At 58.0% G+C, this 18,464-nt stretch carries 13 protein-coding genes; 2 read left to right on the forward strand and 11 right to left on the reverse strand.

Going from position 1 to position 18,464, the window contains the following annotated elements:
• Positions 1-20: 20 nt before the first annotated feature.
• The 8 genes from KOE80_RS16660 to KOE80_RS16695 all read right to left on the reverse strand — a co-directional run bounded on the left by KOE80_RS16660 (position 21) and on the right by KOE80_RS16695 (position 11,533).
• A complete protein-coding gene (locus KOE80_RS16660) occupies positions 21-2,420 on the reverse strand; it encodes a mechanosensitive ion channel family protein (protein WP_226349539.1) in 2,400 nt (799 codons plus the stop codon).
• A gap of 43 nt (positions 2,421-2,463) precedes the next feature.
• Positions 2,464-4,905 carry a DUF3772 domain-containing protein gene (locus KOE80_RS16665; protein WP_226349540.1) on the reverse strand — a complete coding sequence of 814 codons (2,442 nt, stop codon included), beginning with the start codon at positions 4,903-4,905 and terminating at the stop codon, positions 2,464-2,466.
• Between the two features lie 305 nt (positions 4,906-5,210).
• Positions 5,211-6,803, reverse strand: coding sequence for a phytoene desaturase family protein (locus KOE80_RS16670; RefSeq protein ID WP_226349541.1), 1,593 nt, complete (start codon positions 6,801-6,803; stop codon positions 5,211-5,213).
• 104 nt (positions 6,804-6,907) lie between these two features.
• A complete protein-coding gene (locus tag KOE80_RS16675; protein WP_226349542.1) occupies positions 6,908-7,735 on the reverse strand; it encodes an SDR family oxidoreductase in 828 nt (275 codons plus the stop codon).
• Between the two features lie 9 nt (positions 7,736-7,744).
• Positions 7,745-8,353, reverse strand: coding sequence for a cysteine hydrolase family protein (locus KOE80_RS16680; protein ID WP_035268323.1), 609 nt, complete (start codon positions 8,351-8,353; stop codon positions 7,745-7,747).
• Entirely contained in the window at positions 8,353-8,889 is a 537-nt protein-coding gene (locus tag KOE80_RS16685; RefSeq protein WP_035268326.1) for an aromatic-ring-hydroxylating dioxygenase subunit beta, read from the reverse strand. The genes KOE80_RS16680 and KOE80_RS16685 overlap by 1 nt, the downstream gene beginning before the upstream one ends.
• Before the next feature lie 32 nt (positions 8,890-8,921).
• Positions 8,922-10,313, reverse strand: a complete 1,392-nt coding sequence (locus KOE80_RS16690; RefSeq protein WP_035268328.1) for an aromatic ring-hydroxylating dioxygenase subunit alpha — start codon at positions 10,311-10,313, stop codon at positions 8,922-8,924.
• Between the two features lie 38 nt (positions 10,314-10,351).
• Positions 10,352-11,533 carry an ABC transporter substrate-binding protein gene (locus KOE80_RS16695; RefSeq protein WP_060186056.1) on the reverse strand — a complete coding sequence of 394 codons (1,182 nt, stop codon included), beginning with the start codon at positions 11,531-11,533 and terminating at the stop codon, positions 10,352-10,354.
• Between the two features lie 305 nt (positions 11,534-11,838).
• Between KOE80_RS16695 and KOE80_RS16700 the strand changes: the two genes are divergently transcribed.
• Positions 11,839-12,825, forward strand: coding sequence for a helix-turn-helix domain-containing protein (locus KOE80_RS16700; protein ID WP_026484711.1), 987 nt, complete (start codon positions 11,839-11,841; stop codon positions 12,823-12,825).
• On the opposite strand, the gene KOE80_RS16705 is transcribed toward KOE80_RS16700, so the two are convergent.
• Both KOE80_RS16705 and KOE80_RS16710 read right to left on the reverse strand, forming a co-directional pair.
• On the reverse strand, positions 12,822-13,982 hold the full coding sequence (locus KOE80_RS16705; RefSeq protein WP_009460950.1) for a 2-methylaconitate cis-trans isomerase PrpF family protein: 1,161 nt from the start codon (positions 13,980-13,982) through the stop codon (positions 12,822-12,824). The genes KOE80_RS16700 and KOE80_RS16705 overlap by 4 nt on opposite strands.
• A 4-nt stretch (positions 13,983-13,986) precedes the next feature.
• Positions 13,987-14,997: a GntR family transcriptional regulator gene (locus KOE80_RS16710; protein ID WP_226349543.1), complete on the reverse strand. Its 1,011-nt coding sequence runs from the start codon at positions 14,995-14,997 to the stop codon at positions 13,987-13,989.
• 169 nt (positions 14,998-15,166) lie between these two features.
• Here KOE80_RS16710 and acnA point away from each other — a divergent pair, with 169 nt between their 5' ends.
• Positions 15,167-17,821 (forward strand): aconitate hydratase AcnA, encoded by a 2,655-nt coding sequence (gene acnA, locus KOE80_RS16715; protein WP_226349544.1) that lies wholly within the window; start codon positions 15,167-15,169, stop codon positions 17,819-17,821.
• 34 nt (positions 17,822-17,855) lie between these two features.
• Here the strand turns inward: acnA and KOE80_RS16720 are convergent, their stop codons facing one another.
• A complete protein-coding gene (locus tag KOE80_RS16720) occupies positions 17,856-18,386 on the reverse strand; it encodes a CinA family protein (RefSeq protein WP_226349545.1) in 531 nt (176 codons plus the stop codon).
• Positions 18,387-18,464: the final 78 nt, after the last annotated feature.

An 18,464-nucleotide genomic window follows, 5' to 3' on the forward strand; every position in this document is an offset into this window, starting at 1 on the left:
TTTCAATCACTGGGAAAACCCTAAAGGTCGGGGTCTTCGGCCCTGTCCTTGTCCATGGCTTCCTGAACCCAGCGTTGGGCCGGATGCAGACTGATGCCCTGTTGACGCAAGCGCCGCAGAATATCGAGCATCAGATTGCTACGCACCCGGCGCTGGACTCGCATGGTATTGATGAAACAACGGGTGCTGAATGCCACCCCATCCCCAAAAATTCCGTCGCAAGACAAGATAGGGGCTGGCTCGGTCAGAATTTCCGGCTCGGACTGTACGGCCTCACGCAAAATCTGCATGACCGCATCCGCGTCCACATCCAGCGGAAACAGCAAGCGGGACTCGATCGCGCCCAAGGAGGTCGGGGTGTAAGTCAGATTACGCACCTGCCGCCCCATCATCTGGGAGTTGGGGACCATGACCATGGTGCGATCAAAGCGCTCAACATAGGTCGCCCGCAAGCGAATCTGGCGCACATTGCCTTCGCTGCCCTCTACCTCCACCCAGTCTCCCACTTTGACGGGACGCTCGACCATCAGCATCAGGCCAGAGGCAATGTTCTGCACAATGCCTCGCAAGCCAAAACCCAGACCCACCGTCAAGGCCGTAAAGATCCAGGTCACCGATTCAATCGGCACACCCAGCATGGACAGGCAGATCACCAACAGAACAAAATAGGCAACGTACCCAACCATGCCCACGATCGCATTTTGCAGGCCCGGCTCCAGCGTGGTGTTAGGCATGTAATGCTGACGCAGCCAGGTGCGCAGGAAATGAATCAGGACGGCCCCCACCAGCATCACGCCCAAGGCAATCAGCCACAAGTCCAGGCGCCACTGCACCGCTCCCAGACGCAAGGCCTCACGCGAGACATCCAGTCCCGACTCCAGCATCTGTTTGGGTTCAGTTAACCAATCCCCGCTGACCATCCAGATCGCCAGAAGCAACACGCTCATCCGGGCGATAGCAAAAAACACAACGATGAACTGGCTTTGCACGCGAATCGGCGCAGCCTCTGGATCATGACTGCGGTTACGTAAATAGGTCAGCAAGGAATCCGCAATGTCCTGCAGCCACACCATACAAACGTAGGCCAGCAGCCCCAGGATCAAGGGCATGGTGATGAAATGCGACATCAAGTCATCCGACAGGCCTTGCCAGCCGCCGATGAACAAGCCCAACACCAGGATGTAAACAAGGACGCCGCCTTTAAAGGCCAGACGAGCCCAACTGCGTCCCGTTCGGCTCGCCCCCTGCCCCGCGACATCAGTACGATTGAACAGCTCGTCTCGCAGAACCCACAAACCATAGCCATACAGGATCAAATACAGCAGGCTGCTCACACCATCAGCCATGGACTGAAATGCATCCGATAAACCTATCGATCCCCGAAAAAAACTGCTTGTGATGTCCGCATACACCAGCAGGAAAAAAGCGGGTGCAAAGTAACGCAGCCTATGCTGAGTCTGAGTGGAAACGGGAATCAAACGCCAGGAAGCCCGAGGCTGAACCACCATACTCTTGAGACAAGCCAGCGCCACTGCCGCAGCCCAAGCTCCTACTTTCAAATAAGCCAGAAGCTCAAACTGGGTGGGAGAAAGGCCTGGCCGTTGAAACACCAGTTCAACCAGCTGGTCCACTACCACCCAGGTAGCGATAAACCACAGGAAGAAATTAGCAATGATCAGACTGGAGCGACGCAAGCGTCCGGCTGGCAGATAACGGCTTACCCACAGGGGCATGACGCGGAACAAAGCCAGCATCACAAGCAGAACCGCCGCCGCCATCCACAATGAGGCGCTGCTTTGCTGCCAACTGCTATTGCTCCATGTTCCTCGCCACTGCTGGGCAAAGTCAGATAGTTTGGAACGGTCAGCGGGCCAGGCCTGTGCAAGTTCGGGCAAACTTTCCAGCAGGACCAAAGAGGCATTGCGTCGCCAACGCTTCGCTTTCTCATAGCGCACCGTCGCCTCTCGCAGCAACTGACGGGCTTGTTGCGCCTCCACCTGCACCAGACGCGCAACGCGCAGATCAGCCCGCAAGGCAGCATCGGCACGGCGCAATTGCATGCGTTCGTTATGAACGATGAGCTGCTCGGCCTCATCGCCCGAATCTTCGCCCAGCTCCTGCAAACGTGCCTTCAACAGGCGGCTACGCCGCTCCAGAGACTGCACCACCCGTCCGGACAACTCCTGCGTTCGCACCAGCTTTTGATCTTCCTCGTAGCTGCGCTCGGGCCGTATCGATACCTGGTTGCCTTCCAGGCGGTACTGCATCAGGCGGATTTCATCCTGGGCCTGCTGCAGCTCTCGAATCATCTCACGCTCTTGCTCTACCTCGGACAAGGCTTGTGCCTGTGCCTGTGGCCAGGCCCCCAGCAGAGCCAGAAACAAGAGCAAGACCTGCACACCTAGTCGTAGCGTCTTCATGGCTGTTGTCTCCCTGGGGCCTGCCTGTTGTTTTTATCGAGGTTCAATCATTCAGCAAGGGGTTGCCGCTTTCATTCTGGCTGGCGACCGGTGTATTAGGCAACACCGTCATGGTCTGAGTATGGTGCAACGCCAGACCTTCCTTGCGTAATTCATCCAGAATATCGAACATCAGGACACTACGTACCCGGCTGCCAATGCGAGGCGAGCTTACATAGCAGGTCGCCGTGAACTGCAAGCCGTTGGCATCAAAGCCATCCAGCGTCACATCCGGCGCCGGGTCGGCCAGCACGTCGCTGTAGTTCTGCATCACATCCAGCATGATAGAACGTACCCGTTTAGCGTCTGTGTCGATAGGCATATTGATCTTGACCTTCACTACCCCCAAGGGATTGCTCAAGGTCACATTACGCACGGTTTTGGTGATGAATTCGGAGTTCGGCACGATCAAGGTGGAGCGGTCGAACATTTCAATTTCCGTCGCACGGGCATTGATCTTGCGTACATTGCCCTCTACCCCGTTCAGGCTGACCCAGTCCCCAATTTTGATGGGACGTTCGGCCAACAAAATCAGCCCCGATACAAAGTTCTGCACCACCGCTTGCAAGCCAAAACCGATACCCACCGACAAGGCTGAAATCACCCAGGCCATGCGCTCCAGACCGATTCCGAGAGACGAAATCGCCGTAGCCACCACAATAAAGTAGCCCACATAGCTGAACAGATTAGCAGTAGACACTCGCATACCCGGATCGATACGCGTGGCGGGTAAAAGCTGGTTGGCAACCCAGCGCTGCAAGGCTTTGACAAACAAAATCCCCAGCACCAGAATCAGTACGGCCAGCAGGACCGAGCTGGGTTTTAACTGAACCTGACCTAAAGAAAAACCTTTAACCAAAAAGCCCAAACGACGCTGCAGCCACTGCGTGGGGTCTTCCCCAAAAGGCAGCAAGACCAGGGTAATCGCCGTAATAATCAGGCATAAACGCAAGGCTCCGGACAGCACGATCACGATCTGGCTGCTGCCACGCAATTGCGTACTGCTCCATTCATTAGCGGCGCGCTTCTCTTTAAATTGCAGCAAGAGGCTTTGACCGATATCCGCAATCAGCGCGACCAGGACATAGCAGGTGCAAATCACCAGACTCAGCCACAACACCTCTTGCACAATCAGACTGCTCAAGGCGATGTAGCCCAGCAAGAAGGCAATCATCCCCAGCCCAATGACCACACCCAAGGTGACAGGAATGGCGCGTAACCAGGTCGCCCCCTGCTGAACCGGAGCCGTTTTCTGCGGGTCCTCGCCGCCCTCTGGAACGGGGGTCTTGTCCCGTCCCTGGCTCAAGTTCCAGGCTGCAATGGCAATAAAGATGCTCAGTGTCAGCGTGTTAAAACTGTTGACCAGCAAGGTAGTGCTGAGCGTGGCATTGATCAGGCCCAGCAATTGCTGCGACATCCAGGTCAAGGCCACCATGATGCCCAGAGCAATGGGCAACCATGCCAGCTTCAAAGCCACATTGCTGGGAATGGGAGGCAAGCGCCAGCTAGGACGCTGCGCCGACAAAAGCACGCGGCCCATCCCGGTCACAAAGCCACCCAGATACAAGGCGAATACGGACTTGGACACAAAGCTGGACAGATCCGGAGCCAGATTGCCGTTCCAGTAAAACAGCCCTGCCGCCACCGATGCCAGCAAACCGGGCGTCAGGCTGTAAAGCACAATCAAAGCCGTCGCATAAAAAGAGCGTCGCAAGCGCGAGGGCTTGGTGTGGTTGATGGTAAAACGCTCCAGCCCCCGTACCGCCCAGACCGACAAAGCCAGCAAGACCAGAGCCAAGGCTCCTGCCGACCACAGCACATAAGCGGGCAAATCGGTTACCCGCTGAGCCAGATCCTTGCGCATGCGTTCGACCCTGGCCAGATCACCGGGCAAGTCACGCGACACATTACGCCAGAAGCGTGGTGTCAACACGGACTGCGACTGCCGACCCAATTCCGCCTGGAAAATTACGCGGCGCTGCTTGGACACCTGATCCAGGCCTTGTGTTGTTTCCACGCCGATCAAACGGGCCAGCTTGATCATGCCGTCCAGCTCGGTCACCGCCTGCTGCAATTGAGCACGCTGGCGCGCAATGTCCTCGGACTCCCCCGCCGGATCATCCACAGGCCCCAACTGATTCAGACGCGCGGTCACGCTCAACAGCTCAGGCTCCAGACGCACACTCATTTCCTGAGCCTGCTCTTGCGCCAGCAGCAACTGATTGCGCAAGGCAACCAGATCGGAATCGCCCAAGCCATCATTTTTCTGCAAACGGTCCTGGACAGTTTGCAGCGTGTCACGCAATTCATTCAGGGATTCACTGGCCTGCGCAGGCGTCAATGCCACCGTCTCGGCCGTCACAGGGACAGCGGTAACAGCCAGCACCACAGCCAGCAGCCACAAGGACAAAAAAGCACACAGGCGCGAACAGCGAAAGGCGTGCATCAATAAAACTCCGGCTAAACAATCAGGCCCCAAGCATGAAACCGTCAGGGCAGCAGAAAACATGCACAGAATACCGAACTATTGTGTGCTTGGCGCATGAGGTATTCACGAGAACCCTGTTTTTTTGGTGATAAACGCCCCGACCTGCTCACTTTTCAGGTTCCGGCTCCTTTACTCCCCCTCATCCCCTCTTCTGGCTGAATGCCAAGAAGCAAAAAAAACCGGCCAGAACAGGTGCAAAACACCTACCCCGGCCGGTTATTCTGCCTGCAGGCATCAAGCCTCAGGCCCAGGAACAAGCAGGATTAACGAATCTGCTCCGCCACCATGAATCCGGACGCTCCCGCCAGACCTGGGCCTGGATGGGTGGACGCACCAATGTGGTAGACATTCTTGTACGGTGTGGCGTGAGACCGGGCACCGTTACTGGCGGCAAAGGGGCGCATCCAGAAGAATTGGTCGGGGGAGCAGATGCCCGAGTAGGGGTCGCCGCCCACCAGATTGCAGTTGATGGATTCCAGGTCGGCTGGCGACAGCACTTTCTGACCCACGATTTGTTGACGCAAACCGGGCATGACGCCTTCCAGTTGGTCGATGATGCGCTCGGCCACGGCCTGGCTGACTTCTTCGGTCCATTTGCCGTCTTCCGGCACGTCGATCTTGCCAGCCGCATCGCCGCGCAACTTGGACGGCATGTCCTGCATCTGCATCCACAGTATCCATTTGCCTTCCGGCGCACGGCTGGGGTCCAGAGAGCAAGGCTGGCCAATAGCAACAGTGAACTTGGCCGGGATCAGGCCGTTATTGGCCTGGGCCACGCTCATGCTGACGTCTTCCAGGCTGTCGGACAGGTGCAGCAACGGTACTTTCAGCAGCTCCGGATCGCTCCAGTTAGGCATGCTGTCCAGCGCCAGATGAATTTGCATGTCGCCACGGCCAAAACGGTAGGCATTAGCTTGTTCACGTACTTGAGCGGGAGCACCCTGCAACAAACGACCATAGAGCTGTGGCGGTGTAACGTTGCACACCACATGGCTGGCTTCGTAGACTTGGCCGCCGGCACGCACGCCACGGGCTTTTTGTCCTTCCAGCACAATTTCTTCCACTTCGGTGTTCAGTTGAATACGGCCACCAGCCTTTTCAATAATGGCGCACAGAGCACGCACCAGATTCTGGCCGCCACCTTTCACCACGGGCATGCCACCGGCCACCACAGCCGCAAAGGTCAGCTTGCCGATCAAGGCCGAGCAGGCGTCGTCAGGGCCCAGGCCCGAGTGCAAGACCCAGGGAGCCATCATGCCGCGCACACGGTCATCTTTCAGTTCACGGTCAGCCCAGCGGCGGAAGGATTCCAGGGACTCGCGTCCGTACTGGACCATGCCGTCCATGCGGCGCTTGCGCCATTGCGAGAACAGCAAACCCAACAAGCCACGGCTGTATGGCTCGGTGCCCAGCAAGCCGAAGGTCAGGCCCGCATCGCGCTCGAACAACTGGCTGCACATGGCACCAAAGGCATCGCCATCACCAGCTTGCAAGCCATTGATACGCTGAATTGAATCGCCCACATCGTGGCGCAGGGCCAGGCCTTTGCCATCGCTGCCCACTACGCCGGTGGTGTAGCCGTTTTCCAGAAACTCCACGCCCTGGGCGGCCAGATCGTCTTTCAAACGGGCATAGGCAGCGCCGGATGTGAACAAGGGGTACCAGGACGACAGCAACTCATGGGTAAAGCCCGGAAACAGCTCCTCGGTACGGATACACCCGCCCGCACGGTCGTTACGCTCCAGCACCAGGACCTGCTTGCCCTTTTGCGCCAGCAAGGCTGCACACACCAGGGAGTTAATGCCACTGCCCACCACAATGACGGCATACGATTTTTTATTTGTTGAGTCTGTCATCCCACACCTTTTTTAAATTGCCCTGAACGGGGTCAGGGCTTGTGAACACGCCACAAGAAACAGCTGTTCACAAGCCCTGGACATCTTTTACCGCACTTTTCTATTTATGAGCCAGACGACTGCGCCTGCCAGCGTTCAAACCAGTGACGGGGCGACTTGCCCTGCTCTGGCCCGAGTACGGAAAAGCCACCATCGACGGGCAGATCAATGCCTGTCATCCAGGAAGCCGCTCCCGACACGGCAAACAACACCACCTGGGCGACCTCTTCACCGGAGCCGACTCGCCCCAAAGGATGAACTTGTGCCCCTACCTGATTGGCCAGCTCGCGCGAGCCACCGCTCATGCGCTCAACGGATGGCGACCAAGTCCAGGCGGGCGAAACCGTCAGCACACGAATCCCCGAGGGAGCCAATTCCACGGCCAAGCTTTTTGTAAATTGCAGGATGGCCGCTTTGGAAGCCGGATACAGGGCGCGCCCGGCCACGCCGAATTTGCCACCTGTACTGCCCATATTGATGATGACCCCACCCTGCCCCATATGCGGCGTGGCTTTCTGGGCCAGAATCGCGCTAGAGATCAGGTTCACATCCAGCGTCTGATGCCACAGCTCCCGGCTGGAAGCCAGGCCTTCGTCCCCGTAGGAACAGGCATTGTTCACCACAATGTCGATGCGGCCGGTTTGTGCCAGGGCGGCCTGCACACAGGCATCCAGCTGTGCATCATCACAAATATTGGCGGCCATGAACTGGGCCTTGCCCACGGTCTGCAGACGCGCCTCGGTACGCTGACCTTCTTCCTGACTGCGACCCACGATCAGCACCCACGCACCGGCGGCACACAGAGCCAGGGCGATGTCCGCCCCCAACCCTTGCGTGGACCCGGTCACGATGGCGACCTTACCTTGTAAATTCACCTTCATGTCCTGCTGCATGTGCTTCTCCTACTGTGCTTTTGGTGCGCCGAACACCGTCGCCCAATCTTCATCCCGGTCAATATGAGCAATCAGGCTCATGCTGGCCAGGGAGGCCTCATGGGTCGCGGGGGGAGCACCACAAGCGCTGGCCACCACCGCCACCTCATAGCCCATATCCACCGCATGGCGCACTGTGCTCTCGACTACAGAATGGGTAGCCACACCGGCAATCACCAGACGCTCCACGCCCAAACGACGCACCACTGGCTCCAGCGCGGAACCAAAGAAAGCGTTAATACGCGTGTGGTGGACTTCAAACTCGTCAGGCAAGGGAGCCAGCCCGTCAAAGAACTGGGCTCCCCAGCTGCCAGTCTGCATGGCGCCGATTCGTTTCACATTGTGCAGAATCGGCGCATTGCACAGCAGGTCGGCATAGTCAGGCCGATAGCCCACCCGCACATGCACAATGGGCACGCCCTGTGCGCGGGCCTGCGCCAGCAAACGGCCTGCGGCCTCGATCAAGGCCTGACGCTGGGGGCTATTGGCCTCTACCCCCACGCGGATCAGGCCATCGGCGTGCAGGACGTCGTTTTGATAATGCAGGGCCAGCAAGGCTGTGTGATGGGCTGCCGACATTAGATGTACACCTGAATAGCGCCGTGAACCGCGTCACGATCCACCAGGTTCACCTGCTTCATGCGCAGTTTCCAGCCACCGCCCTCCTGGGCCTGCAGCTTGTGAATCAGGCTGCCCACACGGTAGACCGGATCCTTGCCACGCCACTCCATGGAGTGGAAGCTGGAACGCACCACCAGATAGCCTTCCGGATCAGTGCCATCAATCATCACATTGCCCAGCACACGGCAGGACTGTGTAATTGGCTGCTGGGACCAGTTGCGGTGGTTTTCCAGACGACGGATGCGCAGTTCACGCAGCAGCTTGTTTTCCCAGCACAGGGAAATGTGCTCGTAAGGGCTTTCCTGATCGTAGCTGTGAGGAATCCAGTACATGCCCTCCTCGGTCCACAGATCCAGCCATGCTTGCCAGCGACGCTCGTCCAGCAAACGAGCTTCGTGATAGATGAACTGCTCCACTTCACGGATGGCTTCCAGGCTCAGGTTCACAGGCGTGACCTGATCCACGCTGACGTCAAAATCAATATCAAACAACATAAGAATTCTCCTTGGCTCGGACAGCAGCCCGCTTAAGCCTGTGTTGCCGGGGCGATGGGCTCACCAGAAGCCGAACGCACCGTGGCTTTACCACTGTCTTCCGACTGCGCAGGCGCGTCGTACAGACTGGTAGTCATGAAATGCTTCCAGGCGCGGAACTGATTGCGCATGGGCAATTCGCTGGTGCCGTTGGTGGCGACCATACCGCCTTCGATAGGCTTGTCGGTGCCGTCATAGCGGTGCATGCTGATCCAGTCTCCGCCATTGGTCTGGTTCCCTTCCTGACAACGACCGTAGACTTCGATGTCGTCCGGCATCACGTTGGACGACGGCGAGTTGATCAGGTTGGCGTACATCAGGCCGCGCTTGTAAATATCGTCCGGTGCGCCCTTCAGGCGGAACAGCTGGATTTCCACGTGGGTGCGGTCCACCGCCACAGGGCGGATCACACGGAACTGCTGGAACACGGTGTGGGGCGAACCACTGCCGTAAATAATGCTGTTGTGACGGTTCTCGCCCAGAATGTTCAGCGCTTTTTCTTCGCCGTAAGCTTCTTTCAGCGTTTCGTAGTGCGCCTTGGTGATCGGGTCGGTTTCGATGGCACCGGGATTGAAAATCCCTTCCATATAGCCGTGGCCGTTATCAAAGGCATACAGGTCCAGCTTTTCCCAGAAACCGTAGGGCTCGCCGTTACCGTCCATGATGTGCAGTTCCAATGGCATGGAGCCGTAATCTTCGGCTTGCTCACGGGCGGCCACGTAGGACGACTCGTGCGTCACGTTGGCGTGCATAGTGTCGTGCAGGTTCTCGTAGAACACCTTCCAGTTGGAGGGCTGCCAGACCTTGAAGCTGCCGCCGGCCACTTCCACTTCACCCACGGGCGAGCGATCGCACAGATTGTCGATGGAGGTGATGATGGGACCCAAAAACTCTTTCAGGTCCGGGCCGTGGGCGCTTTGACAGGCAAAAACAAAACCACGGTAGCTTTCCACACGAGCCACACGGCGCATGGAGAAGTCCGGGTGCTTGGGATCAAAACAGGTGTTTTCCAGGCCGTTTTTCATCGGAGCGGCCAGATGCTGACCGTCCAGCTTGAATGTCCAGGCGTGGTAAGGACAGCGGAAGAACTTGCCCGCATTGCCGCAACCGTCCGCTACCACTTTCGCGCCCTTGTGCGGGCAACGGTTGTAGAGCACGTACACCTTCTTGTCGCTGCCGCGCACCATGATGACGTCCTGGCCGCCCAACAAGGTGGTGTGGTAGTCGCCGGGATTAGGCACCTGGCTGTCGTGGCCGATGTAGATCCAGGCACGGCCATAAATGCGTTCCATCTCCAGACGGAAGATCTCGGGGTCGGTATAGACCGATTTATGTACGCTGTCGCCCCGCACCAATGCGGACAGCTGTTCGTTGCTATAGCTCATCATTACCTCCTTGCTGCCGGATGCTTGACGCACCCTCTTTATGACTTTTCCATCTTGCACTGCGGTGCAAAATGATCCTGGAACTGCTCGAATACGGTGGACACAATCTTGTTGCTCATCTGGCCCTTGTCATTCGGGGCCACTTCACGCATGTAGTAGGTCTGCACCGGATACTGGTTGTTGTTAAAGGCAAAGGCGCCGCGTACAGACTCGAACGGTGCGCTGCGCAAGGCTTTACGCAGGGCCTCCCGGTCGGTAGCGGCCTTGGGGTCAGCCTTCAGTGCGCCATCCAGCAACAAGGCGGCGTCGTAGCCCTGGGAGGCGTACATGGAAGGCAGGCGACCGTAAGCCTTTTCAAAATCCGCCACAAAGCGTTTGTTGACCGGGTTATCCAGATCCGGCGACCACTGGGCGGCATTCGCCATGCCCTTCATGGACTCGCCAATCGCGGCAATCGTGTCCTGATCAGCCGAGAAGCCGGGGGTATACACCGCCAGTTGCGTGGACAGGCCCGAGTTGATCAGCTGCTTGATAAAAGACACGCCCATGCCGCCGGGCAGGAAGAAAAACACGGCATCCGCACCCGAAGCTCGCATTTGTGCCAGCTCGGCGGCGTAATCCATCTGGCCGACCTTCACATACACTTCGTCGGCAATCTCGCCCTTGAACAGACGCTTGAAGCCTTCAATGGACTCGCGACCACCGGGGTAGTTGGGGGCAATCAAATAGACTTTCTTGTGCGCCTGATCGGTCACGTACTTGCCCATCGCAGCGGGTATATCCTCGTTCTGCCAGGACACGCTGAAGAAATTGGGGTGACAACGCTCGCCCGCGTAATCGGCCGGGCCGGTGTTGGCGGAAATGTAGACCGTGTCACTGTTCAAAATCGTCGGCATCACGGGCAGCAGCACATTGGAGAAAGCCATGCCGGTAATCACATCGACCTTGTCACGCTTGACCAGACGGTCCACCGCCTGGCGGCCTTCCATTGGTTTTTGCTGATCATCCAGCACCGTCAAGGCCACATCCACACCGCCGAGCTTGCCACCCGAGTGGTTCAGGCCCAGCTCGAAACCATCACGGATTTCTGCGCCAATGGCTGCACCAGGGCCAGACAAGGTGGTTAGCAGCCCCACCTTGAATACTTCCTGACTGGATGCCGGGCTACAGGCCAGGGCCAAGGCCAGCGTGCTCATACAGAACGCCACTTGTTTTTTCATGTTTGTCTCCGTCCTCTGTCTTTCAAAAAACTGGACTTTAGTTCTGCCTTGGACCACCCCCAATACGCCGGAAGCTGTGTACCACTGACGCCCGTGATTTTTGCGGCGCTTGTCCTGCAAGCCAGAAAAGACGGGCCCAAGGGACTACGTGAATACAGCAATTCCCAGTCGTATCCCAATCTGCTAAGGTGCCGGGACAGGACTACTGTTTTAGGTTTGAAATACATTAGACCGGCGCAGAATGGGCGGCTATCCAGATATGGCAAGCCTTATCCCGAACCGGCAAAAATTTGGAGACACACATCATGCAAGCGTGGTTTATGTCAGGGCTGGCCCCCTTGCAACACAGTGCGCCGCGCTTTGAATCGCGCTGCCCGGACCAGACACGCAGCGAGACGGCCGGTTTTTTAACCGAGCACCGCTTGACCTGGAATGACGGCCCGGTCGATGCTTCCCTGCGCTATGCCAGCAGCCACAGCTTTTCCTTTGTCTTGCTGAAATATGGCGCGGCGGTGCAGGTCTCGCCGGGGATTCTGGAAGACTTTCTGCTGTTTCAGGTGCCAATACAGGGACGATCCTGTATTCGGGTTGGTCGGGAGTACGTCCAGGCCAACCCTAAAATTGCCAGCGTGATCTCCCCTTCCCTCCAGGTTGAACTGGATTGGGAACAGGGCTGTGAACAGTTTTTGGTGAAGATTCCGCGCCACAGGCTGGAAGAAGTGGCCCGTCAGACCTTGGGCTTGAGCCTGGATCGGCCCATTGAATTTGCTGCTGGCATGTCTCTGGATTCGCCGCACGGCTGCGCCTGGCAGCACCAGATTGGCAGCTTGCTGGCTTATGGCGGGCATTTGCCGCCCGAAATGGACCAGTGGTCGCGTCAGGCCGAAGACAATCTTTTGCTGCATCTGTTTCATACCCAGCCGGGTAACTACAGCCAGCAATTGCAGCAAAGCGTGCGCCCGGCCAGTTCGCGCCGGGTACAAAGAGCCGAGGATTTCATGCGGGCCAGCCTGGACGAGGCCCTGACGCTGGAGCAGATTGCCACCGCGGCCTGCGCCAGCGTGCGCAGCCTGACTTTGGCCTTTCGCAACGAACGGGGGTTGAGCCCCATGCAGTTTCTAAAGCAGATTCGTCTGGAAGCGGCCCAGCAAGCCATTCGTCATGCCGTGCCGGGCACCCAGGTCAGCGAGATTGCCTTGCGTTGCGGCTTCAACCATTTCGGCCGCTTCTGTGCAGACTACAAGTCCCGCTTCGGGCGTTCGCCCTCGCAGGACTTGCGTATCGTGGATTAGTCCTTCAAGGCTTTGCCAGGAACCCACACACGGCCGTCAAACAAGCGACGCGCCGTACGATAGAAAGAACCGGCCTTGGCAAACCACTGGCCGTCTTTCTTTTCCACTTCCGCGCCCACTGTCAGCACACCGGAAGGCATGCCCAGACGCAGTGGACCTTGAGGGGCAACCGAGTCAGACAGACATTGCGAAGGCAGGCTGCCCGTCAAACGAGCAGCCACAGCGGTGCACAGCGAGATCGTCAAGGGCAAGGCGCGGTGCGGCTGGCCATTGGAAATCACGCGGGCAACCAGATCAATCTCTTTGGCAGGAACCACGTCGCCAGACAAGGTCGGGTTGTCCTGAGCCGGCGACACGATGCAAACAAAGGGCACGATGCGAATCTGACGTGCGGCTTCCACATCGGGAGCAATGCCCATGCGTACCGACGCCTGCACACGAATTGCGTCCAGACGCTCCAGCACTTCGGGGTGAGCTTCCAGCCAGTCGGGCAATTCCAGACCGGTCAGGCCTACATCAGCCGCGCGTACAAACACCGCTGCGTTGGCCGCGTCCACCAGCGACACCTCGATACGGCCTACGCCAGGCACATCCAGCCACTCGGTCAATTCACCGCTAGGCAGCAAGGAACCAGTAGAGGCACCGCCCGGTTCCACAAAGTCCAGACGGATAGGCGAGCCCGTGCCGCCTACGCCGGGAATGGACAGATCACCGTCGTACCGGGGCTGACCATCTTCAACCGTGAAGTGGGCGTGAATGATCTTGTTGGTGTTGGTATTCAGAATGCGTACGCACGCTTCGCCATCCTCAACCTTGACCATGCCCTGCTCTACTGCGTAAGGGCCGACGGCCGAGCTCATATTGCCGCAGTTGCCACGGTAATCCACCTTCTCTTCCTTGATGGCTACTTGCGCAAAGGTATAGTCCACGTCCGCGTCCGGATGGCTGGACGGGCCGATAATACAAACCTTGGACAAGGAAGAAACACCACCGCCCATGCCGTCCAGTTGGCGACCATAAGGGTCCGGCGTACCCATGGCAGCGGAAAACAGAGGCGTCCAGTCGTCGCGCTCGGCAGGCAGGTCTGCAATATTCAGCATCAAGGCTTTGCTGGTGCCACCACGCATGAACACGGCGGGAAGGGATTTTTGCTTCATCACGTTATTCCTGGTTCTTGGCTTGCGCCATTAAAGAAAATTGCGCCGTCTCCTCCATGGGTTCGGCGTGAGAGACAATCGGTTCGCTAAAAGAAGAGTCTGATCGGATCGTGCGCTGCTGTTGTCGTTCCAGCTGCTGCACTTTTTCCTCGCTGGCGTTGCCCAGATGGCGGGCCAGCAAGGCGGAGGCCTGGGCGCGTTCGCCCTTTTCCAGCAAATCCAGAATCGCCAGATGCTCCAGACATTGGCGACGAATACGTTCCCGATCCAGCGTTTCCTGATATTCCAGCAAGCGTCGCAACTGGTTCTGACGTGTCACGGTCTGAGCGATAAAACGGTTGCCGGACAAGGACGCCAAGGCTTCGTGGAAGGTGGCATTGGCCTGATACATCTCGGCATGTCCTGCATGACGCCAGCCGCCGTCAGCCAGGGCTTGCTGTTGCAGCCGCACTCGGCGCAAGACGGTAGAGTCAATCGCAAAGCCGGGCAGCAGCATGGCGGCAGGTTCCAGCATCTGACGCAAGGTATAGCTTTCTTCGCAGGCCTGGGGGCCGTCAATCATGGGCAGGAAAGACCAGCCCTTGCTGGCGCGTTGTTCCATCCAGCCTTCATTGGCAGCACGAGCCAGAATGCGGCGCACACGCTCGCGCGTCAGGCCATAACGGCGCATGGCATCGTTTTCCGACAAGGTGTCGCCCCAAATGCCCGAAAGCTTGTCGCGGGCCAGTTGCAAGTAGATCTGGTCGTCCTGGCTGGTGCCCAGCTCTTCTTCGATCACACCAAGCTGGTCGGCCCCTTTCAACAGATACAGGCCGCGCCGAGGCGGCTGCGCGCCCACAATGCCTTTTTCCGCCAGATAGGCCAGCGCCCCCCGTATGGGCGAGCGCGACGCACCCAGCGCTTCGGCCAGCGATTGTTCCGTCAAATGATGCCCGGCCTGCAAATGCCCTGCCCGCACGTAGTCCAGCAGGCGATGCGCCAAGGTGACATGCAAAGAATTAGATTGGCTTTTCATGCCGACATTCCTAAAAATCGAAGCGATCCTGGATCGTTTTATTGTATTATATACAAACAAAATACAATTTAATTGTTTTATCAAGGCTCCAGACGCATAATTTTATTGATTATTCTTGCCCAGGTTGGCCCTGCTTGCCTGGCTTCTTATTACGGATGAATCGTTTGCCATGTCTCAGTCTCTTGCCCTAGAAACGCTGTCCCTGAACGGACGTTCCGTACGTTACGTTCCTATCGCCGACATCCCCGGTATTGAAAAGCTGCCGTATTCGCTGCGCGTTCTGCTGGAAAACCTCTGTCGTCAGAAGGCCGTGCGTCACGCCGACGTGGATCAGGAAATTGATTCCCTGCTCCAGCGCAAGGTGGGCGACGGCATCACCTTCTACCCTGCCCGCGTATTTGGTCAGGACATTCTGGGTTTGGTGATGTTGCTGGACATGGCGGCCTTGCGCGAAGGCGTACAAGCAGCCGGTGGTGACGCCAGCCGTGTGCGCCCCCAAGTCCCTATCGACGTCATTATTGACCACTCCCTGCAAGTGGACAGCTGGGCCAACCCCAAGGCGGCCGACGTCAACCTGGCACGCGAATACCAACGTAACGGCGAGCGCTTTGCCTTCCTGCGCTGGTGTTCCAGCAACTTTGATGGCGTGAAAGTCGTGCCGCCCGGCAAAGGCATCATGCACCAATTGCATATCGAGCACATTGGTCAGGTTGTCTGGACCGAAGAAGGCCAGGATGTGGATCTGGTCTACCCCGACAGCTGTGTGGGCACCGACAGCCACACGCCTATGGTTAACGGCCTGGGCATTCTGGGCTGGGGTGTAGGTGGTATTGAAGCCGAAGCCGTGATGGTGGGTCTGCCCGTTGCAATTGCGTTACCTGCTGTAGTGGGTATCGAGCTGACCGGCAAAATGAATGACGGCGTACTGCCTACTGACCTGGTGCTGGTCATCACGCAAAAACTGCGCGAACTGGGCGTGGTCGGCAAGTTTGTAGAGTTCTTCGGCCCCAGCGTGGACGAGCTGTCTCTGGGCGACCGCGGCATGATCGCCAATATGGCACCGGAGTACGGCGCCACCGCCGTGTTCTTCCCCATTGACGACGCTGCCCTGCACTACATGCACATGACAGGCCGTCCGCAAGAGCAAATTGATCTGGTCGAGCAATACAGCAAGGTTCAAAAGCTGTGGCGCGATCCGGCCGCTCCCGCTCCTGTTTACGACACCGTGCTGAAACTGGATCTGAACAGCATCAAGCCTAGCCTGGCTGGCCCCAGCAACCCTGAAGATCACCTGGATCTGGACACCGCTGCCCAATCCTTCCCCGCCCATCACCAGAAAATTGCTGGCCGTCCTTACGACCCGCAACGTGCCGTACCCGTGGAAGGCGAGGACTTTGTGCTGAATGATGGCGATGTGGTCATTGCCGCCATTACTTCCTGTACCAATACCGCTAACCCCGCCAATATGATGGCCGCCGGTCTGCTGGCCCGCAACGCCGTGGCTCGTGGCCTGCGCAGCAAGCCCTGGGTCAAGACCTCGCTGGTGCCCGGTAGCCAAGTAACAGCTGACGTGCTGGAGCGCGCTCAACTGCAAGACGACCTGGACGTGCTGGGCTTTAATATTGCCGGCTTTGGTTGCACCACGTGTAACGGCGGCTCGGGCCCACTGCCTGCCAATATCGTCAACGCGATTGAATCCGAAAAGCTGATTGCCACCGCCGTACTGTCGGGTAACCGTAACTTTGAAGGCCGTATCCACGCCAACGTGCGCGCTGCTTACCTGGCATCGCCCGCCCTGGTTGTGGCCTACGCCCTGGCCGGCAACCTGAATGTAGACCTGACCCGCGACCCGCTGGGCAAGGATCAGGACGGCAAAGACATCTACCTGAGCGACATCTGGCCTAAATCGGCAGAAGTTCAGGAAGCCATCCACGGCGCGTACGACCGCGACCTGTTCATCGAACGCTATGCCGAGCTGTACGACGGTGGCGAACCCTGGGATGCCCTGGCCCGCGAAAGCAATGGTGGCCACTACCCATGGGAAGCCGACAGCACCTACATCCGCAAACCGCCTTACTTTGACGGCTTGCAGCGAGAACCGGCTCCCGTGGCCAACCTGCGCGGCATGCGTCCGCTGGCGATTCTGGGTGACTCCATCACCACCGACCACATCTCGCCATCGGGTTCGATCAGCCTGGGTACGCCTGCTGCTGACTTCCTGCTGTCCAAGGGTGTGGAGCAAAAAGACTTCAACAACTACACCACGCGCCGTGCCAACCACGAAGTGGTCAAACGTGCGACCTTCGCCAACATCCGTCTGCGCAACAAGATTGTTCCCGGCGTGGAAGGCGGCGTCACCAAGGTGATGCCGGAAGGCGAAGTGATGCGTATTTTTGAAGCGGCCCAGACCTATCAGGAGCGTCAGGTTCCCTTGCTGGTGATTGCTGGCAAGAACTACGGTTGCGGTTCTTCCCGCGACTCCGCCGCAAAAGGCCCTGCTCTGCTGGGCGTGAAGGCGGTGGTTGCCGAAGGTTTCGAGCGTATCCACCGCACCAACCTGGTCGGTATGGGTGTGCTGCCCTTGCAGTTCCAGGACGGCACCAATGCCGATACCCTGGGACTGGACGGCACCGAAACCTTTGATGTGAAGGGCCTGGAAGAAAACCTGGGTGTACGCTCGCAGGCCGAGCTGATCATCCATCGCCTGGATGGCAGCACCCAGTCCGTGCCGGTGATTGTGCGTCTGGATACGGTCGAGGACATGGAGTACTGGCGTCATGGCGGTATCCTGCCACGCGTCTGGCGCAAATACCTGGAAAACTAAGCCTTTACAGGCTTAGCTTGTCCAGTTAGCGGTATCAAACGCCAGGGGTCACACCCTGGCGTTCTTGTTTAACCAGCCGCAACCAATGCTCGATGCGCAGCAAGGCATGATTCGCACTTTGCTGGCGGATTTCATCCCGCGTGCCATCGAAAACAATCGTTTCCGTATAGACGACCAAAGGATCAAATTTATCCTGTGGCTTGAACAGCCAGGCAAAACATTGCGTGCCGGCCGGAATCTGCGGCTCCGCAATATCGTCAGCCACCCCCGTATTGGCAATGATCAAATTGGCCGGGGTCAATTCTGCGGCTCCTTTGGCCATGGCCCGCGCCACTGCCTCACTGCACAGATTGTTTTCCGCCAGCACCCGCTGATCGACGCCCAGGCAGCGATACTTGGCCTGCGGAGAATACGTCACAAAAGCACAGTCCAGTACAACTGCCGCCCCCGCTTGGTCAGCCAGCGTGGACGCAATCAACCCTGCCGTGCAGGATTCTGCGGTTGCCAGCGTCAGCTGGGCCTCGGTCATGGTTTTGACCAAGCGTGCAAGATCTACATCGTTCATGGCATACCCTCCTTATTGCTGAAACAAGGACGGTTTATTCAACCATAAAGTAAAAAAGCAGGAAACCAGCTCCTGCTT

It is taken from the genome of Alcaligenes sp. 13f (assembly GCF_020496585.1).
Classification (GTDB): Bacteria; Pseudomonadota; Gammaproteobacteria; order Burkholderiales; family Burkholderiaceae_B; genus Alcaligenes; species Alcaligenes phenolicus.

What these genes read in the sequence shown, in the direction of transcription:
- acnA (WP_226349544.1), top strand. Translation starts at nt 15,167, where the DNA reads ATGTCTCAGTCTCTTGCCCTAGAAACGCTGTCCCTGAACGGACGTTCC.
- KOE80_RS16690 (WP_035268328.1), bottom strand. Translation starts at nt 10,313, where the DNA reads ATGAGCTATAGCAACGAACAGCTGTCCGCATTGGTGCGGGGCGACAGC.
- KOE80_RS16710 (WP_226349543.1), bottom strand. Translation starts at nt 14,997, where the DNA reads ATGAAAAGCCAATCTAATTCTTTGCATGTCACCTTGGCGCATCGCCTG.
- KOE80_RS16695 (WP_060186056.1), bottom strand. Translation starts at nt 11,533, where the DNA reads ATGAAAAAACAAGTGGCGTTCTGTATGAGCACGCTGGCCTTGGCCCTG.
- KOE80_RS16720 (WP_226349545.1), bottom strand. Translation starts at nt 18,386, where the DNA reads ATGAACGATGTAGATCTTGCACGCTTGGTCAAAACCATGACCGAGGCC.
- KOE80_RS16660 (WP_226349539.1), bottom strand. Translation starts at nt 2,420, where the DNA reads ATGAAGACGCTACGACTAGGTGTGCAGGTCTTGCTCTTGTTTCTGGCT.
- KOE80_RS16700 (WP_026484711.1), top strand. Translation starts at nt 11,839, where the DNA reads ATGCAAGCGTGGTTTATGTCAGGGCTGGCCCCCTTGCAACACAGTGCG.
- KOE80_RS16675 (WP_226349542.1), bottom strand. Translation starts at nt 7,735, where the DNA reads ATGCAGCAGGACATGAAGGTGAATTTACAAGGTAAGGTCGCCATCGTG.
- KOE80_RS16670 (WP_226349541.1), bottom strand. Translation starts at nt 6,803, where the DNA reads ATGACAGACTCAACAAATAAAAAATCGTATGCCGTCATTGTGGTGGGC.
- KOE80_RS16680 (WP_035268323.1), bottom strand. Translation starts at nt 8,353, where the DNA reads ATGTCGGCAGCCCATCACACAGCCTTGCTGGCCCTGCATTATCAAAAC.
- KOE80_RS16665 (WP_226349540.1), bottom strand. Translation starts at nt 4,905, where the DNA reads ATGCACGCCTTTCGCTGTTCGCGCCTGTGTGCTTTTTTGTCCTTGTGG.
- KOE80_RS16685 (WP_035268326.1), bottom strand. Translation starts at nt 8,889, where the DNA reads ATGTTGTTTGATATTGATTTTGACGTCAGCGTGGATCAGGTCACGCCT.
- KOE80_RS16705 (WP_009460950.1), bottom strand. Translation starts at nt 13,982, where the DNA reads ATGAAGCAAAAATCCCTTCCCGCCGTGTTCATGCGTGGTGGCACCAGC.